The 19,173-nt window shown below is 69.3% G+C and carries 18 protein-coding genes and 1 pseudogene; all 19 read left to right on the forward strand.

The genetic code is table 11. From position 1 onward, the window contains the following. A pseudogene (locus WFJ97_RS00005) lies at nt 1–1,252 on the forward strand (primosomal protein); the annotation flags it as partial. After that, complete coding sequence (locus WFJ97_RS00010; RefSeq protein WP_336640061.1) at nt 1,253–2,290, forward strand: HAD-IIA family hydrolase; 1,038 nt, start codon at nt 1,253–1,255, stop codon at nt 2,288–2,290. It abuts the pseudogene before it with no gap. A gap of 75 nt (nt 2,291–2,365) precedes the next feature. Beyond that, nucleotides 2,366–2,539: a hypothetical protein gene (locus WFJ97_RS00015; RefSeq protein WP_336640062.1), complete on the forward strand. Its 174-nt coding sequence runs from the start codon at nt 2,366–2,368 to the stop codon at nt 2,537–2,539. Further along, nucleotides 2,536–3,333 (forward strand): TlyA family RNA methyltransferase, encoded by a 798-nt coding sequence (locus tag WFJ97_RS00020; protein ID WP_336640063.1) that lies wholly within the window; start codon nt 2,536–2,538, stop codon nt 3,331–3,333. Before WFJ97_RS00015 ends, WFJ97_RS00020 begins: the two co-directional genes overlap by 4 nt. Then, a complete protein-coding gene (locus WFJ97_RS00025) occupies nt 3,330–4,244 on the forward strand; it encodes an NAD kinase (protein ID WP_247622032.1) in 915 nt (304 codons plus the stop codon). Before WFJ97_RS00020 ends, WFJ97_RS00025 begins: the two co-directional genes overlap by 4 nt. Beyond that, complete coding sequence (recN, locus tag WFJ97_RS00030; RefSeq protein ID WP_336640064.1) at nt 4,241–5,923, forward strand: DNA repair protein RecN; 1,683 nt, start codon at nt 4,241–4,243, stop codon at nt 5,921–5,923. The genes WFJ97_RS00025 and recN overlap by 4 nt, the downstream gene beginning before the upstream one ends. A gap of 26 nt (nt 5,924–5,949) precedes the next feature. Continuing rightward, the gene (locus tag WFJ97_RS00035) at nt 5,950–7,650 is read left to right on the forward strand and encodes a CTP synthase (protein ID WP_336640065.1); all 1,701 of its coding nucleotides are present in this window, start codon (nt 5,950–5,952) and stop codon (nt 7,648–7,650) included. After that, on the forward strand, nt 7,643–8,233 hold the full coding sequence (locus tag WFJ97_RS00040) for an NUDIX hydrolase (protein ID WP_336640066.1): 591 nt from the start codon (nt 7,643–7,645) through the stop codon (nt 8,231–8,233). The genes WFJ97_RS00035 and WFJ97_RS00040 overlap by 8 nt, the downstream gene beginning before the upstream one ends. A gap of 2 nt (nt 8,234–8,235) precedes the next feature. Continuing rightward, nucleotides 8,236–9,138, forward strand: coding sequence for a site-specific tyrosine recombinase XerD (xerD, locus tag WFJ97_RS00045; protein WP_336640067.1), 903 nt, complete (start codon nt 8,236–8,238; stop codon nt 9,136–9,138). 161 nt (nt 9,139–9,299) lie between these two features. Then, nucleotides 9,300–10,316 (forward strand): hypothetical protein, encoded by a 1,017-nt coding sequence (locus WFJ97_RS00050; RefSeq protein ID WP_336640068.1) that lies wholly within the window; start codon nt 9,300–9,302, stop codon nt 10,314–10,316. Further along, on the forward strand, nt 10,316–11,971 hold the full coding sequence (locus WFJ97_RS00055; protein WP_336640069.1) for a hypothetical protein: 1,656 nt from the start codon (nt 10,316–10,318) through the stop codon (nt 11,969–11,971). The genes WFJ97_RS00050 and WFJ97_RS00055 overlap by 1 nt, the downstream gene beginning before the upstream one ends. Further along, complete coding sequence (locus WFJ97_RS00060; RefSeq protein ID WP_336640070.1) at nt 11,968–12,648, forward strand: ABC transporter ATP-binding protein; 681 nt, start codon at nt 11,968–11,970, stop codon at nt 12,646–12,648. Before WFJ97_RS00055 ends, WFJ97_RS00060 begins: the two co-directional genes overlap by 4 nt. Beyond that, the gene (locus tag WFJ97_RS00065; RefSeq protein WP_442928358.1) at nt 12,645–14,021 is read left to right on the forward strand and encodes an ABC transporter permease; all 1,377 of its coding nucleotides are present in this window, start codon (nt 12,645–12,647) and stop codon (nt 14,019–14,021) included. The genes WFJ97_RS00060 and WFJ97_RS00065 overlap by 4 nt, the downstream gene beginning before the upstream one ends. A gap of 108 nt (nt 14,022–14,129) precedes the next feature. Then, complete coding sequence (locus WFJ97_RS00070; protein ID WP_247624672.1) at nt 14,130–14,963, forward strand: ParA family protein; 834 nt, start codon at nt 14,130–14,132, stop codon at nt 14,961–14,963. Further along, nucleotides 14,947–15,855 carry a segregation and condensation protein A gene (locus WFJ97_RS00075; protein WP_442928359.1) on the forward strand — a complete coding sequence of 303 codons (909 nt, stop codon included), beginning with the start codon at nt 14,947–14,949 and terminating at the stop codon, nt 15,853–15,855. Before WFJ97_RS00070 ends, WFJ97_RS00075 begins: the two co-directional genes overlap by 17 nt. Then, a complete protein-coding gene (gene scpB, locus WFJ97_RS00080; RefSeq protein WP_336640072.1) occupies nt 15,845–16,480 on the forward strand; it encodes an SMC-Scp complex subunit ScpB in 636 nt (211 codons plus the stop codon). Before WFJ97_RS00075 ends, scpB begins: the two co-directional genes overlap by 11 nt. After that, nucleotides 16,477–17,265: a pseudouridine synthase gene (locus WFJ97_RS00085; protein WP_247622042.1), complete on the forward strand. Its 789-nt coding sequence runs from the start codon at nt 16,477–16,479 to the stop codon at nt 17,263–17,265. The genes scpB and WFJ97_RS00085 overlap by 4 nt, the downstream gene beginning before the upstream one ends. A gap of 23 nt (nt 17,266–17,288) precedes the next feature. Next, on the forward strand, nt 17,289–18,434 hold the full coding sequence (locus tag WFJ97_RS00090; protein ID WP_372491576.1) for a prephenate dehydrogenase: 1,146 nt from the start codon (nt 17,289–17,291) through the stop codon (nt 18,432–18,434). Further along, a complete protein-coding gene (cmk, locus tag WFJ97_RS00095) occupies nt 18,427–19,143 on the forward strand; it encodes a (d)CMP kinase (protein WP_247622043.1) in 717 nt (238 codons plus the stop codon). The genes WFJ97_RS00090 and cmk overlap by 8 nt, the downstream gene beginning before the upstream one ends. Nucleotides 19,144–19,173 lie beyond the last annotated feature (30 nt).

Here is a 19,173-nt window from a genome sequence, read left to right on the forward strand (position 1 = left end):
CCGCGACGGTGGTGCCCCGCGCCGTGAAGGTGGGTACAACCGCGACGGTGGTGCCCCGCGCCGTGAAGGTGGGTACAACCGCGACGGTGGTGCCCCGCGCCGTGAAGGTGGGTACAACCGCGACGGTGGTGCCCCGCGCCGTGAAGGTGGCTACAACCGCGACGGTGGTGCCCCGCGCCGTGAAGGTGGCTACAACCGTGATGGTGCTGCGCCCCGTCGCGAAGGCGGGTACAACCGCGACGGCGGTGCCCCCCGTCGCGAAGGCGGATACGACCGCGACCGCGCGCCCCGCCGCGAAGGCACCGGTGCCGGCCGCTCTTACCCGCAGCGCGGGGGAGCGGGGCGTGAGCGTCCTGTGCAGGCGACGAACGAGCGTCCTCGCTTCGACGAGCCGCAGATTCCCGAAGAGGTCACCGCGCGCGATCTCAACGGCGCCGCGCGCAATGAGCTCAAGACGCTGAGCAAGGAGAACGCCGAGCACGTCGCGCGTCATCTCGCGATGGCGTCGCGACTCATCGACGAAGACCCCGCGCTGGCACACGAGCACGCTCTTGCCGCGTCGCGGAGCGCCGGACGTATCGCGATCGTTCGTGAAACCCTTGGGATCACGGCCTACGCGACCGCGGACTTCGCCCTGGCACTGCGCGAGCTTCGCACCTTCCGTCGCATCTCCGGAAAGGACGACCAGATCGCGCTCATGGTCGACAGCGAGCGCGGCATCGGTCGTCCCGACCGTGCGCTCGAGACCGGACGCTCCGTCGACCGTTCCACGCTGGCGACTCCCGTGCGGGTCGCGCTGGCGATCGCGATGTCGGGTGCTCGTCTCGACCAGGGCGACCTCGAGCTCGCTCTCGGTGAACTCGAGATTCCCGAACTCGACCCCGATCGCGCCTTCGAGTGGAGCCCGGCACTCTTCGCCGCCCGCGCCGCTGTGCTCGAGGATCTCGGTCGTGACGACGAGGCGGCGTTCTGGGCGCACCGCGCGGAGGTCGCCGCCGAAGCACTCGGTATCGACGAGGCAGGCGACGAGGAGATCTTCATCGAGGACGGCCTCATCGAGGGCGACTTCGATGACGACGCCGAAGACGCCGACACGGAGGACGAGACCGCCGCCGAAGCGACTTCGGAGTCCGAAGCGTCAGAAGACTCGGTTCCCGAGTCGGATGCCGTGGACGCCGAGCCATCCGTCGACGACGAGGTGCGCCAGCTCCTCGGCGAGTCTGACGACGACTCCGAGACGCCGGGGGCCTGAGTGGCGCTGTTCTCCAAGAAGCGCGCGGCAGTGACCCCGCTCGACGGGGTCGACACCGTCCTGGCCGACCTCGATGGTGTGGTCTACGCCGGTCCCGGAGCCCTTCCGTACGCGGTCGACAGTTTGAACGAAGCGGCACGTCGTGTGCGTCTCGGGTACATCACCAACAATGCGTCCCGCACGGATGCGTCGGTCGCTGCCCACTTGACCAGCCTCGGTCTCGAGGTCGCGCCGCACGACGTGGTCACCAGCCCTCAGGCGGCGATGCGGCTTCTGGCCGATATCGTCCCCGCTCCCGCCACGATTCTGGTCGTCGGGGGAGACGGCCTCGTCGACGAGCTGCAGAAAGCCGGATACACCGTCACCCGCAGCGCGCAGGACTCTCCGCAGGCCGTCGTGCAGGGCTTCGCACCCGAGGTGGCCTGGACGGATCTCGCCGAAGCATCCTTCGCCTTGCAGCTGCCGGAGGACGAGGGTGGCATCCCCTGGATCGCCACCAACACCGACTGGACGATCCCGCGTGAGAGGGGCGTCGCCCCGGGCAACGGCACGCTCGTCTCGGCAGTGCACACGGCGGTCGGTCGGCTCGCGACCGTGGCCGGAAAGCCCGAGACGCCGATCTTCGACGAGGCCATCGCGCGCTTCGACGCGAAGAAGGCGCTCTTCATCGGTGATCGGCTCGATACCGACATCATGGGAGCCAATCGCGTCGGCATCGACTCCGTGCTCGTGTTGACCGGCATCGACCGTCCGAAGCATGTTCTGGCGGCCCCAGAGGGATCGCGCCCGACGTTCATCGTGAGCGACCTTCGGGAGCTGCACCAGCCGTACCCTGCGACCGTCGAGCGCGACGGCGTCTTCCACGTGAACGGGGCCGCGGTGCGCGTGCACGGCGCCGATGTCGAGATCGTCGCCGACGAGGGGGAGCAGATCGATCTGCTCCGGGCGGGAGCAGCAGCGATCTGGGCGTCCGGAACCCCGGTGTTCGTCCTGAGGGTGCCCGAGCACCTCTACGACGATCCGTTCCACCGTCCCTGATCGCAACCGGAGCCCGGTTCGTCGCCTGCGCCGTGGCGACCGCCGCTGTCCGAGGCGCCGCGTACAGTGGAATCCGTGAGCGAAGATAAGACGAGCACCCCGACCGACGGTCTGTGGAGCCGGCTGCGTCTGATCGAAGGACAGCCGTTGCCCGCGCGCGCCGACGCCTACTCGGCGTTGCACGACGACCTCGCCCGACGCCTCGAGAGCGGGGCGAAACTCGACCCCCGGGAGACGCCGAAACGATGACGCGCCTCGATGCCGCCCTCGCCGCGCGGGGACTCGCTCGTTCGCGCACGCACGCCGCCACTCTGATCGCCGAAGGACTCGTGTCGGTCGACGGCACGCCCGTCGTCAAAGCGTCCACCGCGGTGACGGACTCCTCCGAGATCTCGATCGCAGGCGCCGATCACTATGTCGGTCGGGCCGCGCACAAGCTGATCGCCGCGCTCGACGGCTTCGATGTCGGCGTCGATGGGCGTCTCGCCCTTGACATGGGGGCATCCACCGGCGGCTTCACCCAGGTGCTCCGTGAGCGCGGTGCTCGTCGAGTCCTCGCGGTCGACGTCGGTCACGGACAGCTCGCGCCGTCGATCGCGGCGGACGCCGGTGTCGTCCCGGTCGAGGGGTACAACGTCCGCCACATGACCCCCGGGAATCTCGCGGAGGCGACCGGGGAGCAGGCGCTGCCCGATGTCATCGTCGGTGATCTCTCGTTCATCTCCCTCGAGCTCGTGCTCCTGGCCGTCGCGGGAGTCGCAGCCCCGACGGCAGACATCGTCCTCCTGGTGAAGCCGCAGTTCGAAGTGGGCCGCACCGCGGTGCGCGGTGGACTCGTCACCGATCCGGCGACCCGCGCCGATGCCGTGGCGCGAACCGTGTGGAGCGCGTGGGACGCTGGGCTCGGGATGCTGGGCATCCTTCCCTCCCCGATTCTCGGAACACACGGCAACTCCGAATACCTCGTCCATCTCGCGCCGGGGCGCGGTAGCAATCCGACAGAATGGTTGGATCGCATCAACGCTTTGGCAGGAGGACGATGAACGAGCGCAGCATCCTGGTCGTCGCCCACGCCGGTCGCGCCGACACGGTCGCGGCTGCACGGCGGGTGATCGAATCCCTGCGCGGTGCGGGCGCGCGACCTGTGCTGGCGTCGGACGACCGCTCCGAGCTCGCCGCGGTCGACGCGTTCTTCGCCGACGTCGCCGAGCTGGGCACCACCGTCGATCCCGGAACTCTCGAGCTCGCGATCGTGCTCGGCGGGGACGGCACGATACTGCGGGCGGCCGAGCTCGTGCGAGAGACCGGGGCGCCGGTCCTCGGCATCAACATGGGCCACGTGGGCTTCCTCGCCGAGATCGACCGTGACGATATGGACGACGCCGTGCGGCGCGTGATCGCTCGCGACTACGAGGTCGAAGAGCGTCTGGCCCTCTCGGTGCGCGTCAAGGATGCGGATGGCGCGGTCGTCTACGAGACCTGGGCGCTGAATGAGGCGACGGTCGAGAAGGCCAGCCGTGAGCGCATGATCGAGGTCGTGCTCGAGATCGACGGGCGCCCCCTGTCGAGCTTCGGATGCGACGGAATGGTGATCTCCACGCCCACGGGCTCGACCGCGTACAACTTCTCGGCCGGCGGTCCCGTGATCTGGCCGAGTGTGGAAGCGATCGCCGTCGTGCCACTCTCGGCACACGCGCTGTTCGCCAAGCCTCTCGTCGTCAGCCCCGACGCCGCCGTCGCGATCGAGATGCTCGAGCGTACGGACGGCTCCGGCATCCTCTGGTGCGACGGACGTCGATCCCACGAACTTCCGCCGGGTGCGCGCGTGGTCGCGCGCCGCTCGTCGCGGCCCGTGCGACTCGCTCGTCTTCACCCGACCGCGTTCACGGACCGCCTGGTGCGCAAGTTCCAGCTCCCGGTCGAAGGATGGAGAGGGCAGGAGGTGCCGTCGTGATCGAAGAGATGCGGATGCAGGGACTCGGCGTCATCGATGATGCCGTGCTGCCGCTGGGTCCCGGCTTCACAGCGATCACCGGCGAGACCGGTGCGGGAAAGACCATGGTCGTCACCGGCCTCGGGCTGCTGCTCGGTCAGCGCGCTGATTCCGGCGCGGTGCGCGCCGGGGCCGCCCAGGCATCCGTCGCCGGCGTATGGATCGTGCCCGAGACCGGACCGGTCTCGGAGATCGTGTCGGATGCCGGTGGCGAACTCGAACCGGCCGGCGCAGGTCGCTCCGAGCTCTACGTGTCGCGCACGCTGAGCGCCGAAGGGCGCAGCCGCGCAAGCGTCGGCGGACGAGCGGCCCCGGCGGGCGTGCTCTCGGCACTCGCCGACGAGCTCGTCGTGGTCCACGGCCAGTCCGAGCAGCTGCGGCTGCGATCCGCGGCCGCTCAACGCGACGCCCTCGACCGCTTCGGTGGAGCGCCGATCGCATCCGCACTCCAGGCCTACGTCATTGCGTTCGAGCGTTGGCGGGCGTTGGATGCCGAGATCTCCGATATCAGCGAGAATCGCGACCGCCGCGCCGACGAGGCGACCCGGTTGAGGGAGGCGCTCGCCCTGATCGAGGCGACGGCGCCCGAGGCGGGGGAAGACGAGGAACTCGCCGAACGGGCGGAGCGCCTCGCGAATTCCGAAGAACTCCGGCTCGCGGCATCCGTCGCTCATGGGGCGCTCTCGAACGAAGAGGGGGAGCCCGACGCCTCTGCTCTGGTGGCCGAGGCACGACGCGTGCTCGAGCGGGTGACCGATGCCAAGCTGTCGGCGATCTCCGAGAGCCTCGCCGACATCGGTTACCGCCTGACCGATGTCGCCGGTCTCCTCTCCGCGTACCTGGCCGACCTCGACGAGTCCGGTCCGCACGAGCTCGCGGCCGTCGAAGAGCGGCGTGCCGCCCTCGGCACCCTGATCCGTGCGCACGGCTCCCTCGATGAGGCGCTCGAGGTGTGGCAGACGGGCTCGGCCCGGCTGGCCGAGCTCGACGACGATGACGACCGCCTCGAGCGGCTGCTCGCCGAACGCGACGCCGCTCGCGAAGAGCTCGATGTCGCGGCGGATCGTCTGACCGCGGCGCGCACCGAGGCGGCGGAACGTCTGGGCGCCGCCGTGACCGACGAGCTGCATGCGCTGGCGATGCCGGATGCGCGTCTCTCCGTCGCGGTATCGACGGGATCCGAGAGCACCCATGGTCGTGACGACGTCGCCATCCTGCTCGCCCCGCATCCCGGCGCCGAACCGCGCTCCGTCGCCAAGGGGGCCTCGGGAGGAGAGCTCTCCCGCGTGATGCTGGCGATCGAGGTCGTCATCGCCGCGACCGATCCCGTGCCGACCTTCGTCTTCGACGAGGTCGATGCCGGCATCGGCGGCGCAGCGGCGATCGAGGTCGGGCGGCGACTCGCCCGGCTTGCAGAGAAGTCGCAGGTGATCGCGGTGACGCACCTCGCGCAGGTCGCCGCGTTCGCCACGAACCACCTGTCCGTCGTGAAGTCCAACGACGGAGCAGTCACCGCCTCGAATGTGAGGCGGCTCGACGGTGCGGATCGAGAGGCGGAGATGGCTCGTCTGCTCTCCGGACTCGCCGATTCCGACGCCGCACTGACCCACGCCCGTGAACTACTCAGCCTCGGTCGCTGAACGAACTGTTAGGATAGAAGCCCGTGATGAACTCTTCTTCTGCGGGACCCAACAACGACACCACCAAGCACATTTTTGTGACGGGCGGTGTCGTTTCGTCTTTGGGTAAGGGGCTCACCGCAGCGAGCCTGGGAAACCTGCTCACGGCTCGCGGAATGCGCGTCGTGATGCAGAAGCTCGACCCGTATCTCAATGTCGATCCGGGAACGATGAACCCGTTCCAGCACGGCGAGGTCTTCGTCACCGACGACGGCGCCGAGACCGACCTCGACATCGGCCACTACGAGCGTTTCCTCGACATCAACCTGTCGCAGGCCGCGAACGTCACGACCGGCCAGATCTACTCGCAGGTCATCGCCCGTGAGCGCCGGGGGGAGTACCTCGGCGACACCGTCCAGGTCATCCCGCACATCACCGACGAGATCAAGCGCCGCATGCGTCTGCAGGCGTCGGAGGACCCGCGCCCCGACGTCATCATCACCGAGGTCGGCGGCACCGTGGGCGACATCGAGTCGCAGCCTTTCCTCGAGGCGGCCCGCCAGCTGCGCCACGAACTCGGTCGCGACAGCGTCTTCTTCGTGCACGTCTCCCTGGTCCCGTTCATGGGAGCCTCGGGTGAGCAGAAGACCAAGCCGACCCAGCACTCGGTCGCGGCCCTCCGCCAGGTCGGCATCCAGCCCGACGCGCTCGTGCTCCGCAGCGACCGCCCGGTGAGCGAGAGCAACCGCAACAAGATCGCCCTCATGTGCGACGTCGACGTCGAGGGTGTCATCAACACCGTCGACCTGCCGAGCATCTACGACATCCCGTCCACGCTCAACGACCAGGGCCTCGACTCCTACATCGTGCGCCGCCTCGGACTCGACGCCAAGGCGGCCGATGTCGACTGGACGCGCTGGAACAAGGTGCTGCACGCGGTCCACAACCCCAAGCACGAGGTCACGATCGGGCTCGTCGGCAAGTACATCGACCTGCCCGACGCGTACCTCTCGGTCACCGAGGCGCTGAAGGCGGGCGGCTTCGCGCAGGAGACGAAGGTCACCATCCGCTGGATCCCCTCCGATCTCTGCGAGACGCCCGAGGGTGCGCAGGAGCAGCTGTCGCAGCTGGACGGCATCTGCGTTCCCGGCGGCTTCGGCATCCGCGGCATCGAGGGCAAGCTCGGCGCCCTGCGTTTCGCCCGTGAGCAGGGCATCCCGACCCTGGGCCTGTGCCTCGGGCTGCAGTGCATGGTCATCGAGTACGCTCGCCACGTCGCCGGCATCGAGGGTGCGTCCTCGAGCGAGTTCGACCCCGAGACCTCCGAGCCGGTCATCGCGACGATGGCGGAGCAGGTCGAGATCCTCGACGGCGGCGACCTGGGCGGCACGATGCGTCTGGGCCTCTACCAGGCGGCTCTCGCCGAGGGGTCGCTCGCACGCGAGGTGTACGGCGCGCCGCAGGCATCCGAGCGTCACCGTCACCGCTACGAAGTGAACAACGCCTACCGCGGTCGTCTGTCCGACGCCGGCCTGGTCTTCTCGGGTCTGAACCCCGAACTCGACCTGGTCGAGTACGTCGAGCTGCCGCGCGACGTGCACCCGTACTACATCGCCACCCAGGCTCACCCCGAGCTGCGTTCGCGCCCGACCGACCCGCACCCGCTGTTCCGCGGTCTCGTCGGCGCAGCCATCGATCGCCACCGCGCGAGCGAGCTGTTCGATGTCGACGCGGCCGCCGATGCCTGAGACTCACGTCGACGCGGGCGATCTCCACGACGAGCCCTTCGAACCCGAGGTCCTGCAGAGCGACCTCGCGTTCGAGGGCGCCGTGTGGGACGTCCGCGACGACCGGGTGCGTTACGGCGACGGTGAGATCCGTCGCCAGTACGTCGCTCACACCGGTGCGGTGGCGATCCTCGCGCTCGACGACGACGAGCGCGTGCTGCTCATCCAGCAGTACCGGCATCCGATCCGTCACCGTGACTGGGAGCTGCCCGCCGGGCTCCTCGACGTGCCGGGGGAGGAGCCGCTGGAAGCGGCTCGCCGAGAGCTCGCCGAAGAGGCCGACCTCACCGCTTCCCAGTGGGTGCCGCTCGTCGCCTCGTGGACGACTCCAGGCGGAAACGACGAGCTCATCCACATCTTCCTCGCGACGGGACTCTCGGATGCCGAGACTCCGCATGCGAGAGAAGACGAAGAGGCCGACATCCGAGTCGAGTGGGTTCCTCTGGCGGATGCCGTCGACGCGGTGCTCGCCGGGCGCATGCGCAACGGCATCCTGAGCCTGGGCGTGATGGCGGCGACGCTGAGGCTGCGCGACCGGGGCTGAGGATGCTGCTCGCGCGCGCCCTCGACTCTTATCTGCGTCACGTCACGATCGAGCGCGGCTTGAGCAACCACACGGTCTCCGCGTACCGGCGGGACCTTGACGGATACATCGCCTGGTTGTCGGAGCAAGGTGTCACGGACACCTCCGAGGTCACGGCCCAGGTGATCGGCCGGTTCATCGAGGAGCGCTCCTCGGAGGTGCCGCCGCCTGCCGCGACCAGCCTCGCGCGACTGCAGTCGTCCGTGCGCGGATGGCACCGGTACGTTGCCCGCGAGGGTATCGAACAGGACGATCCGAGCGGGCGCCTGCGGCCGCCGAAAGCCCCGCGGAGACTGCCGAAGGCGCTGACGATCGACCAGGTCGAGAGGTTGCTCCAGGCGCCCCCGTCGGAGGAGCCGATCGGGATCCGCGACCGTGCGCTTCTCGAGCTGCTCTACGCGACCGGTGCGCGCGTGTCGGAGGCGGTCGGACTCGACGTCGACGACCTGGCCCACGGCGATGTGCTGCGTCTGCGCGGCAAGGGGTCGAAGGAGCGCATCGTTCCCATCGGGTCGTTCGCCCGCGACGCCGTTGACGCCTATCTCACTCGGGTGCGTCCGGGGCTCGCTACGAAGGGGCGGGCATCGGCGCGCCTCTTCCTCGGAGCGCGGGGGGCGCCGCTCTCGCGGCAGAGCGCCTGGCTGGTGATCCGTTCGGCCGCCGAGCGTGCGCAGATCACCGCCGAGGTCTCGCCGCACACGCTGCGCCACTCGTTCGCCACGCACCTCCTCCAGGGCGGAGCGGATGTGCGCGTCGTGCAGGAACTCCTCGGGCACGCCTCCGTGGCGACCACCCAGATCTACACGCACGTCTCTGTCGACACCCTCCGCGACATCTACGCGACCTCGCACCCGCGCGCCCGCTGACGCGGAGCACACCTCGCAGCGGCGCCCCGAGGCCGCTCCAACGTGCGATGCACGGAGAGCAGAAAAGCGTCAAGTCATCCTTTCGGCGGACGCGAGAATCTCGCCTCACTCTCTACTGTGGATACTTCCGGCCATCGTCGGTCGCACAAAGGAGTCTTGACATGCGTTCCACCGTTCCTCTCGCCGCGCTCGCGGCGACCGCCATGGTGCTCGTCCTCTCGGGCTGCGGAGGCGCGTCCTCCGACGAGCTGTCCTACGAGGACTCGCCCCTGAACGAGTACCTCGCCGCGGCATGGGGCAGCGACCTCTCGCCCGAGGAGCAGCAGAAGAAGTTCGACGAGCAGCAGGTCAAGGTCGAGGAACTGATCTCGGAGTGCATGTCGGAGGAGGGATTCGAGTACGTCCCGAACACCAGCAGCGGCGGCGTGATGACCAGCGACGGCGGCGAGTGGGAGCCGGACAAGCGGGAATGGGTCGAGAAGTACGGCTACGGCTACGTCAACAGCCCGTTCGCCGAGCAGCAGGACGAGGGCCCCACCGACCAGGAGTACGTCGACCCGAACGCGGACTACGTCTCGTCGCTCTCGGAGTCCGAGCAGACGGCGTTCTACGAGGTGCTGTACGGCCCGCCGCAGGAGGAGTCCGAGATGTCGGAGGACGGCAGCTACGAGTACAACTGGGAGACGGCCGGATGCCAGGGCTGGGCGCAGCACGAGCTCGAGGGCGATGACCCGTGGCAGGCCGAGGAGTTCGCCGAGCTGCGCGCCAACATGGAAGAGCTGTGGACGACGTCGCAGGACGCACCCGAGCTCGTCGATCTGAACGCGGAGTGGGCCTCTTGCATGGCCGACAAGGGCGAGCCCGGATTCGAGAAGCAGATGGATGCCGGTCAGTCGATCATCGACGATCAGAACGCGCTGTACGACGCGGCCTACGGTGACGGCTCCGAGCAGGTCGACCTCGATTCGCCCGATTTCGTCGACCCGAGCGAGAGCCCGGAGATGAAGGAACTGGGTGAGCGGGAGATCGCCCTCGCCCTCGTCGATCTCGAGTGCCGCGAGAAGACGTCGTTCACGAAGAAGTCGATGGAGATCCAGTTCGCACTGGAAGAGAAGTTCATCGCCGCCAACAAGGCCGACCTCGACGCCTTCAAGGCCGCCGCCGAGCAGAGCAAGTGATGCGCGACGACGAGACCCCGACGACTCAGATCCCCGCAGAGGGAAGCGACGCCGGGGCGGGGGAGAACTCTGCCACGGGGGAGACGACGACGTTCACCGACCTGATCGACGGTCCCGACGGTGCGAGCGCGGATTCCGCGGACGGCACCGCCGACGACGTCGCGGGAACGACGAACACTTCGCGGGTGAGCGGGTGGGGCCGCGTGCTCCGCGGCAACCGCACCCTCTGGATCGTGGCGCTCGGGGCGGTGGTCTGCCTGGTGGCCGGGCTGCTGGTCGGGCGCTTCCTGCTCTCGCCCGATGCGTCGAGCGCGGATGCGCCCGAGCCCGGTCTCGTGACCGCTCCGGTGGAGTTCGGTCCGTTGAGCAACGACGTCACCCTGCGGGCGGACGTCGGATACGCGGATGCCGTCGACGTCAAGATCGATACCTCGACGCTCACCGGCGGCGCCGTCGTCACCGGGAAGACGCCGGAGGTGGGTGCCACGCTCGAACCGCTGTCGGTCGCGCTCGAGATCGTCGGACGCCCGGTGATCGTCCTGCCCGGAGAACTTCCGGCGTATCGCACCCTGCGTTTCGGCGTCTCGGGTCCGGATGTTCTGCAGCTGAAGCAGGCGCTCGCGAGCGTCGGCATCGGCGCCGGCGACGTGAATTCCAACATGTTCGACCAGGCCACCGCCGAGGGGATCGCGCAGCTCTACGCGCAGGCCGGGTACCCGGTGCCGGAATCCGAGGAGGGGACCGCCGATGGCGTGCGGTCCGCCGAAGAGGCCGTCCGTTCCGCGCAGTCCGGAGTCGCTGACGCCGAGAAGGCGCTGACCGCCGCGGGAGCGGGCCCGACCCCGGTCGAAGCCTTCCAGGCGGACGTCGCGGTGCAGACGGCCGTGGAGGCGCTCGACGCCGCGCGCGCCGCCGGCGAAGGAGTCCCTGCCGCGGAGCGCGCCCTGCACACGGCGAACCTCGAACGGGATGCGATCTGGGCGCCGCGGGACACGAGCAGTGAAGCATCCGCTCTGGAGAGCGCGCGCGCCGCGGTGACCTCGGCCAACGAGGCGCTCGAGGAGGCGCGTCAGAAGGCGCTTCCCTTCCTGCCTGCCAGCGAGGTGCTGTACCTCACCGAACTTCCGCGTCGTGTGGACGCGGTGAACGTGCAGCGCGGCTCGATCGTCGAGGGCGCAGCGATGACCGTGTCGGGCGCGACCGTTCGTCTCACCGGGGCTGCAGCCGAGGCCGATGCCCGTCTGCTGGAGGCGGGAGCCGAGGCGGCGTTCGAGCTGCCGGACGGTACCGAGCACCGTGCAGTGATCGCGACGCTCAAGGAGGGCAAGGACAGCAGTGCTCGGTGGTCGGTGATCCTCGAACCGGACCCGCTCACGCCCGAGCAGATCAGCCAGCTCCAGGGAAGCAACGTCCGGGTCAAGATCGCGGTCGGAGCCACGGATGGCGACGTTCTCTCGGTGCCGCTCGCGGCACTCACCGCCGGCCCCGGGGGTGAGTCGCGCGTCGAGGTGGTCGAGTCCGATCCCCGAGAGGGCGAGGACGCCACGACACGCCTCGTCGTCGTCGAGCCCGGTCTGGCGGCCAAGGGGGCCGTCGAGGTGACCCCGGTCGATGGTGAACTCGACGAGGGCGATCTCGTGGTGGTGGGCCGGTGACGGCCGCGCCGCCGCTGGTCGAGCTCCGTGACGTGACGCGTTCGTTCCCCGGGCCGCCCGAGGTCCAGGCGTTGAAAGCGGCCACGCTGAGTGTGGCGGCGGGCGACTACATCTCGATCGTCGGACCCAGCGGATCCGGCAAGTCGACCATGCTCAACCTGCTCGGGCTGCTCGACCGGCCCAGCGTCGGGGAGTATCGGCTGGCAGGATCGCTCACGGGAGACCTGTCGGACGACGAGCGTGCGGCGGTGCGAGCCCGATTCATCGGCTTCGTCTTCCAATCGTTCCATCTGCTTCCTCGACGCAGCGTGCTCGACAACGTGCTCATGCCCATGCTCTACAGCGGTGTGCCGCGGCGCGAACGCGAGGACCGGGCGCGCGAGGCGCTCTCCCGGGTGGGCCTCGGACACCGCATCGACTTCTTCCCGAACTCGCTGTCCGGCGGCGAGCGGCAGCGCGTCGCCGTTGCGCGCGCGGTCGTCAGCGGACCCCAGCTGCTGCTGGCCGATGAGCCGACGGGCAACCTCGACCAGCGCACTTCCGGCGAGGTCATGGAACTCTTCGAGGAGCTCAACGCGGACGGGCTCACTCTCATCGTCATCACGCATGACGATGCGGTCGCGCGCCGCGCCGGGCGGAGCATCCGCATCTCCGACGGCCGATTGAGCGAGCTGTGATGCGCCTGCTCCGGCGTCGACGCAGAGATGCCGGGTCGACGAACGTTCCGGCCGAGGGCACGACAGCCGAGAACTCCGCGTCCGAGAGCGCAGCCCCCGAGAACGCGGCGCCCGAGAACGCGGCGACGGCGCTCCTGCCGTCGGTGAAGCATGCCGATCGGTTCACGTTCCAGGACCTGGTCGCCGAGGCGACGGCCGATATCGGATCGAGGCCCGCCCGTCTGGTGATGACGATCCTCGGAACCGTGCTCGGCATCGCCTCGCTGGTCGCGACGCTCGGGTTCGCCCAGACGGCGGCGGCGCAGATCGCCGCGCAGTTCGACGGAGTCGCAGCGACCCAGGTCGTCGTCACGCCGGCGAAGGCGCAGTCCGGCCGGGAGAACACGACCGTCGCTGCCGGACGACTGCCCTGGGACGCCCCGGAGCGCGTGAAACTCCTCGCCGGTGTCGACAGCGCGGCTCTCATCGCCGACGTCGAACTCGCCGACGGCGAGACGATCACGGCCGTGCCGGTGAACGATCCCTCGGCCCCGATCACGGCCTCGCCGAAGCTGTTCGCGACGACCCAGGACCTGCCGGATGCCGTCGACGGGGAACTCGTGACGGGACGCTTCTTCGACGACGGTCACGACGAGCGGGGTGATCGCGTGGCGGTTCTCGGCCAGCGCGCCGCGGAGCGGATGGGGATCAATCGTGTCGATTCCCAGCCGTCGATCTTCATCGCCGGCGTGTCGTATTCCGTCATCGGCATCATCGACGGGATGGAGAGGCGCTCCGAGTTCGTCGACGGGGTGATCATCCCGCAGGGAGCGGCACGCGCGGACTTCGGATTGGCCGCGCCGTCGGAACTGGCGATCCACATCGTCGTCGGTGCGGGGCCTCAGGTCGCCGAGCAGTCGGTGCTCGCGCTCCAGCCCGACGACCCGGAATCACTGGACGCGCGCGCGCCGGCGGCATCCTCCGACCTCAGCCAGAACGTGCAGGCCGATGTGAACGTCGTCTTCCTCATCCTCGGGATCATCGCGCTTCTCGCCGGTGGGCTCGGGATCGCGAACGTCACCCTGCTCTCGGTCATGGAGCGCGTCGGTGAGATCGGTCTCCGTCGGGCGCTGGGCGCGACGCGCCGCCAGATCGGCGGGCAGTTCATGGTCGAGTCGATCGTGATCGGCTTCATCGGGGGGATCATCGGCTCCGCCCTCGGGGTCGTCGCGGTGATCGTGGTCGCGGCCGTCCAGGGGTGGTCGCCGGTCACCGACCCGCTGATCGCCGTCGCCGGGATCTTCCTGGGGGCGCTGGTGGGATGGGGATCGGGCTGGTATCCGGCACGGCGCGCCGCACGCATCGAGCCGGTCGCCGCGTTGCGCGGCGTGTGAGGGAGAGGGCGACCGCTAGAATCGAGCAAGCACGAAGGAGCAGGAGAACCGGTGGCGGAGAAAGCGGCGAAGTCCAGGGCGACGGCCAAGAAGGTCGACGAGACACCCATGGGACCCACCGGACGGCCCTATCACGGGTTCGACACACCCGAACCGTTGAGCTCCCACGGTCCCGCGAGGATCATCGCGCTGTGCAACCAGAAGGGTGGCGTCGGTAAGACGACGACGACCATCAACCTCGCCGCAGCCCTCGCCGAGTACGGGCGCAAGGTGCTCGCGGTCGACTTCGACCCGCAGGGCGCCCTCTCCGCAGGCCTGGGCATCCAGACGCACGACGTGCCGACGATCTACGACCTGCTGCTCGACACCAAGCGCGACGCGAACGACGCGATCGTCCACTCCAGCGTCGAGAACCTCGACGTCCTGCCCGCGAACATCGATCTGTCCGCCGCCGAGGTGCACCTCGTGAACGAGGTCGCCCGCGAGACGATCCTCGCCCGGGTGCTCCGCCAGGTCGCGGGGGAATACGACGTCATCCTCATCGACTGCCAGCCGTCGCTCGGCCTGCTGACGGTGAACGCTCTCACCGCGGCGCATGGCGTGATCATCCCGCTCGAGTGCGAGTTCTTCGCGCTGCGCGGTGTCGCGCTCCTGATCGAGACGATCGACAAGGTGCGCGATCGGCTCAACCCCTCGATCACGATGGACGGCCTGCTCGCGACGATGTACGACCCGCGCACCCTGCACTCGCGCGAGGTGCTCGAACGCGTCGTCGAGGCGTTCGGCGACGACGTGCTCGAGACCGTGATCGGTCGCACCGTGAAGTTCCCCGATGCATCGGTGTCGGGTGTCCCCATCACCGAGTTCGCGCCGGAGCACGCCGCCGCACAGGCGTATCTGCGACTGGCGCGGGAGCTGGTCGCCCGTGGCGCCGTCGCCTGATTCCGAGTACGACGCCACCCTCGCGCCCGACGGCACCGCCCCTGCGCCGGAAGGCGCTTCACTCGCGCCCGAAACCGACGCCGCTCTCATCGAGCAGCAGTCGGCATCGGATCCCGGATTCCGCGTCTCGCTGTCGAACTTCGATGGACCGTTCGACCTGCTCCTGAACCTCATCTCCAAGCACGAGATGGACATCACCGAGGTCTCGCTGAGCGCGGTGACCAATGAGTTCATCGCCTACCTGCGCGACCTCGACGGCGATGAGGAGCTCGACCAGGCCTCCGAGTTCCTCGTGGTCGCGGCGACGCTCCTCGACATGAAGGTGGCGGGGCTGCTGCCGCAGGGCGAACTGGTGGATGCCGAGGCCGTGGCGTTGCTCGAGGCTCGCGACCTGCTCTTCGCACGTCTGCTGCAGTACCGCGCCTTCAAGGAGGTGTCGGCCTGGTTCTCGCGCTGCCTCCAGCGGGAGGACCGTCGGCACGTGCGCGCGGTGCGGCTCGATGAGAAGCACCGTCGCAAGACGCCCGAGCTCGTGTGGTCGCTCACCGCCGACGACTTCGCCGCGCTCGCGCTCCTCGCGTTCGCGCCGAAGGAGATCCCGCACGTCGGCCTCGATCATCTGCATGCGCCGCTGGTGAGCATCCGCGAGCAGGCGGCGATCGTCGTGACGCTCCTCCGCGGCACCGAGTCGCTGAGCTTCCGCGAGCTCGTGGCGGGGGTCAGCGAACCCGGCATCGTGGTCGCCCGGTTCATCTCGGTGCTCGAGCTCTATCGGCACGCGGCACTCTCCTTCGAACAACTGGAACCGCTCGGCGAGCTGACGCTGCGCTGGGCCGCCGACTCCTGGTCGGACGAGACACTCGCGAGCCTGGGGGCCGACTATGACCGATGACGTGACCGCCGCCGAGACCGTGAGCCGCCCCGAGACCGCGAGTGGCACCGAGACCGAGCAGACGCCGTCGACGCCCCTGACGGAGCGCATCGAGGCGATCCTGCTCATCATCGACGAGCCGATCGGACTCGTGGCCCTCGCCGCCGCGGTCGGGTCGCCCGTGCCGGCCGTTCGGCAGTCGCTCGAGACGCTGGTCGACGACTACGACGGCCGCGGACAGGGGCCCCGGCGCGGCTTCGAGTTGCGCGAGGTCGGTGGGGGCTGGCGCCTCTACGTGCGCGAGGACCATGATGACCTGATCGCCGAGTTCGTCGGCGGGCAGGCGCCGGCGCGACTGTCGCAGGCCGCGCTCGAGACCCTCGCCGTGATCGCCTACAAGCAGCCCGTCACTCGCAGCCAAGTGGCATCGATCCGCGCGGTGAACGTCGACTCGGTCGTGCGCACGCTGCTCGCCCGTGGCCTGATCACCGAACTGTTCGCCGATTCCGAGACCGGCGCCATCAACTACGGCACGACCGAGGCGCTGCTCCAGCATCTCGGAATCAACTCGCTCGACGAGTTGCCCCCCATCTCTCCGTTGCTCGACGACGGTGCCGATGGGTTCGACGAAGGGACCATCCGATGACCGATTCCGAAGCGCCGCAGGGCGTCCGCCTGCAGAAGGTGCTGGCCGCGGCCGGTGTGGCCTCCCGTCGTGTCGTCGAGGAGTACATCGTCGCGGGTCGCATCCGCGTGAACGGCGAGGTCGTGAGCGAGCTCGGACGCCGCATCGACCCCGAGACAGATCTGGTCGACGTCGACGGCACGGCGATCCAGCTCGACGTCTCGAAGCGCTACGTCATGCTCAACAAGCCCACCGGCGTCGTCAGCAGCATGCGCGACGAGAGCGGTCGTCCCGACCTGCGTCGGTTCACCGACCAGTACGAGGAGCGCCTCTACAACGTCGGACGCCTGGACGCGGAGACCAGCGGTCTGCTGATCCTCACGAACGACGGGGAGCTCGCGCACGTGCTCGCCCACCCGTCGTTCGGTGTCACCAAGGTGTACATCGCCAAGGTCGAGGGCACCGTCACGGCGCAGACCATCGCGAAGCTGACGGCCGGGTTCGACCTCGAGGACGGGCACATCCGCGCCGACAAGGCCCGCCTCCTCGACACCTCGCGCGGATCGAGTCTCGTCGAGCTCACGCTGCACTCCGGCCGCAACCGCATCGTGCGTCGCATGATGGCCGCGGTGGGCCACCCGGTCACCGAACTGGTACGTCGTCAGTTCGGGCCGCTCCACCTGGGAACGCTCCCGGCAGGAAAGTCGCGCGAACTGGGTAAAATCGAACTCGGCGCGCTGCTCACTCTGTCGCGCCGTGATTCCGGTGTCGCCTCGGCGCCAGGCGAGCAACAGGAGAACGAGTGACCGACACGTCCAGTGCGTCCAGCGTGCGATCGACGTCCGTCGACGCTGCTCGTCGTCCGGGATCCGAACGATCGGCGGTCGCCCCGCGTCTGTCGGGGACTGTTCGTGTCGTGGGCGCCGGACTCCTCGGCGCGAGCGTCGGACACGCGCTTCGGGCGAAGGGCATCGACGTCGTCCTGACGGACTCGTCGCCCGCGCAGCTGCGTCTCGCCGTCGACTACGGCGCCGGCCGCCTCGCCGCAGAAGACGATCGTCCCCGCCTCATCGTGGTCGCCGTGCCGCCGGACGTGACGGCCGACGTCGTCCAGGCGGAGCTCGCGCAGTACCCGGATGCCGTCGTCACCGACGTCGCGAGCGTGAAGCTCGAGCCGTTCCGCGAGCTGCAGGAACGCGGTGTCGATCTCGCTCGCTACATCGGTTCGCATCCGCTCGCCGGGCGCGAGCGCGGGGGAGCGATCTCCGCGCGCGCCGACCTGTTCATCGGGCGCCCCTGGGTCGTGTGCCGTGACGGTGACACCGCCGCCGCCGACCTCGCTCTCGTGGAGGCGCTCGCCCTCGACGTCGGCGCCATGCCGTTGGAGATGACCCCCGAGGAGCACGATCGGTCGGTCGCTCTCACCTCGCACGTTCCGCAGGTCGTCGCGAGCCTGCTCGCCGGGCGCCTGGCCGAGGCCGACGAGGGTTCCCTCCGACTGTCGGGCCAGGGCGTGCGCGACACGACGCGCATCGCGGCATCCGCTCCGGAGCTGTGGGTGCAGATCCTCGGCGCGAACGCCGGGCCCGTCGTCGAGATCCTCGATTCCCTGGCCGCCGACCTGCGTGAGGTGTCGGACGCGCTGCGCGACCCGGGCGCCGCGGGTGCCCGTCGTGTCGTCGCGGAGACGATCCGCCACGGCAATGACGGCGTCGACCGGCTCCCCGGCAAGCACGGCCAGAACCGGCGCTTCGAATCGCTCGTCGTGATGATCGATGACACCCCCGGTCAGCTCGGCCGCCTGTTCGGTGAGCTCGGCGAGCTCGGCGTGAACGTCGAGGACCTGCGTCTCGAGCACTCGCCGGGCGCGCAGTTCGGCCTCGCCGAGATCAGCGTCGAACCGGCGTCGTTGCACGGCGCGATCTCGGGGCTTCAGGAACGTGGATGGCGGATTGCGGGAAACACCAATGACTGACACCTCTCTCGACCGGTCCGCCGCCGACACCTCGGCCGTGGACTTCATCGCGATCGACGGTCCCGCAGGCTCCGGAAAGTCGAGCGTGTCGAAGGCGGTCGCGCGGCGCCTCGGCTTCGGCTACCTCGACACCGGATCCGCCTACCGGGCGCTCGCGTGGCACGTGCTCGACCGGGGCGCTGACACGGCGGATGCCGACGCGGTGCTCGCCGCGGCATCCGACTTCCCCGTGCGTCTCGGGCTCGACCCCGACGACCGCACCGTGCGCGTCGGCGACGTCGACATCACCGATGCGATCCGCGAACCACGGGTGTCGGGCGCCGTGAGCGGTGTCGCCCGCGTGCCCGCCGTGCGGGCCCAGGTCAACGATCTCTTCCGCTCCCTCGTCGCCGAGGCGCCGTATCCGGCCGTCGTCGTCGAGGGCCGCGACATCACGACGGTCGTCGCCCCCGACGCACCCGTCCGCATCCTGCTGACCGCCGCCCCCGAAGTGCGGGCCGCACGCCGAGCCGGTGAACTCGCCGGCGAGAACGCGGATGCCGTCGCCGCTGCCTTGCACAAGCGCGACGCCTCCGACAGCGCCGTCGTCGACTTCCTCAACGCCGCGGACGGCGTCGAGGTCGTCGACTCGACGGAGCTCGATTTCCCCCAGACCATCGATGCCGTCCTCACGGTGATCGAACGACTCCGAGGAGCACACCGTGGCTGACGAAGAATACGAAGGCGGCCCTGACCGTCT

This window comes from Microbacterium sp. USHLN272 (assembly GCF_037149655.1).
In the GTDB taxonomy this organism is placed as follows: Bacteria; Actinomycetota; Actinomycetes; order Actinomycetales; family Microbacteriaceae; genus Microbacterium; species Microbacterium galbinum.

What these genes read in the sequence shown, in the direction of transcription:
- WFJ97_RS00020 (WP_336640063.1), top strand. Translation starts at nt 2,536, where the DNA reads ATGACGCGCCTCGATGCCGCCCTCGCCGCGCGGGGACTCGCTCGTTCG.
- WFJ97_RS00025 (WP_247622032.1), top strand. Translation starts at nt 3,330, where the DNA reads ATGAACGAGCGCAGCATCCTGGTCGTCGCCCACGCCGGTCGCGCCGAC.
- WFJ97_RS00035 (WP_336640065.1), top strand. Translation starts at nt 5,950, where the DNA reads ATGAACTCTTCTTCTGCGGGACCCAACAACGACACCACCAAGCACATT.
- WFJ97_RS00040 (WP_336640066.1), top strand. Translation starts at nt 7,643, where the DNA reads ATGCCTGAGACTCACGTCGACGCGGGCGATCTCCACGACGAGCCCTTC.
- xerD (WP_336640067.1), top strand. Translation starts at nt 8,236, where the DNA reads ATGCTGCTCGCGCGCGCCCTCGACTCTTATCTGCGTCACGTCACGATC.
- WFJ97_RS00050 (WP_336640068.1), top strand. Translation starts at nt 9,300, where the DNA reads ATGCGTTCCACCGTTCCTCTCGCCGCGCTCGCGGCGACCGCCATGGTG.
- WFJ97_RS00055 (WP_336640069.1), top strand. Translation starts at nt 10,316, where the DNA reads ATGCGCGACGACGAGACCCCGACGACTCAGATCCCCGCAGAGGGAAGC.
- WFJ97_RS00070 (WP_247624672.1), top strand. Translation starts at nt 14,130, where the DNA reads ATGGGACCCACCGGACGGCCCTATCACGGGTTCGACACACCCGAACCG.
- scpB (WP_336640072.1), top strand. Translation starts at nt 15,845, where the DNA reads ATGACCGATGACGTGACCGCCGCCGAGACCGTGAGCCGCCCCGAGACC.
- WFJ97_RS00085 (WP_247622042.1), top strand. Translation starts at nt 16,477, where the DNA reads ATGACCGATTCCGAAGCGCCGCAGGGCGTCCGCCTGCAGAAGGTGCTG.
- cmk (WP_247622043.1), top strand. Translation starts at nt 18,427, where the DNA reads ATGACTGACACCTCTCTCGACCGGTCCGCCGCCGACACCTCGGCCGTG.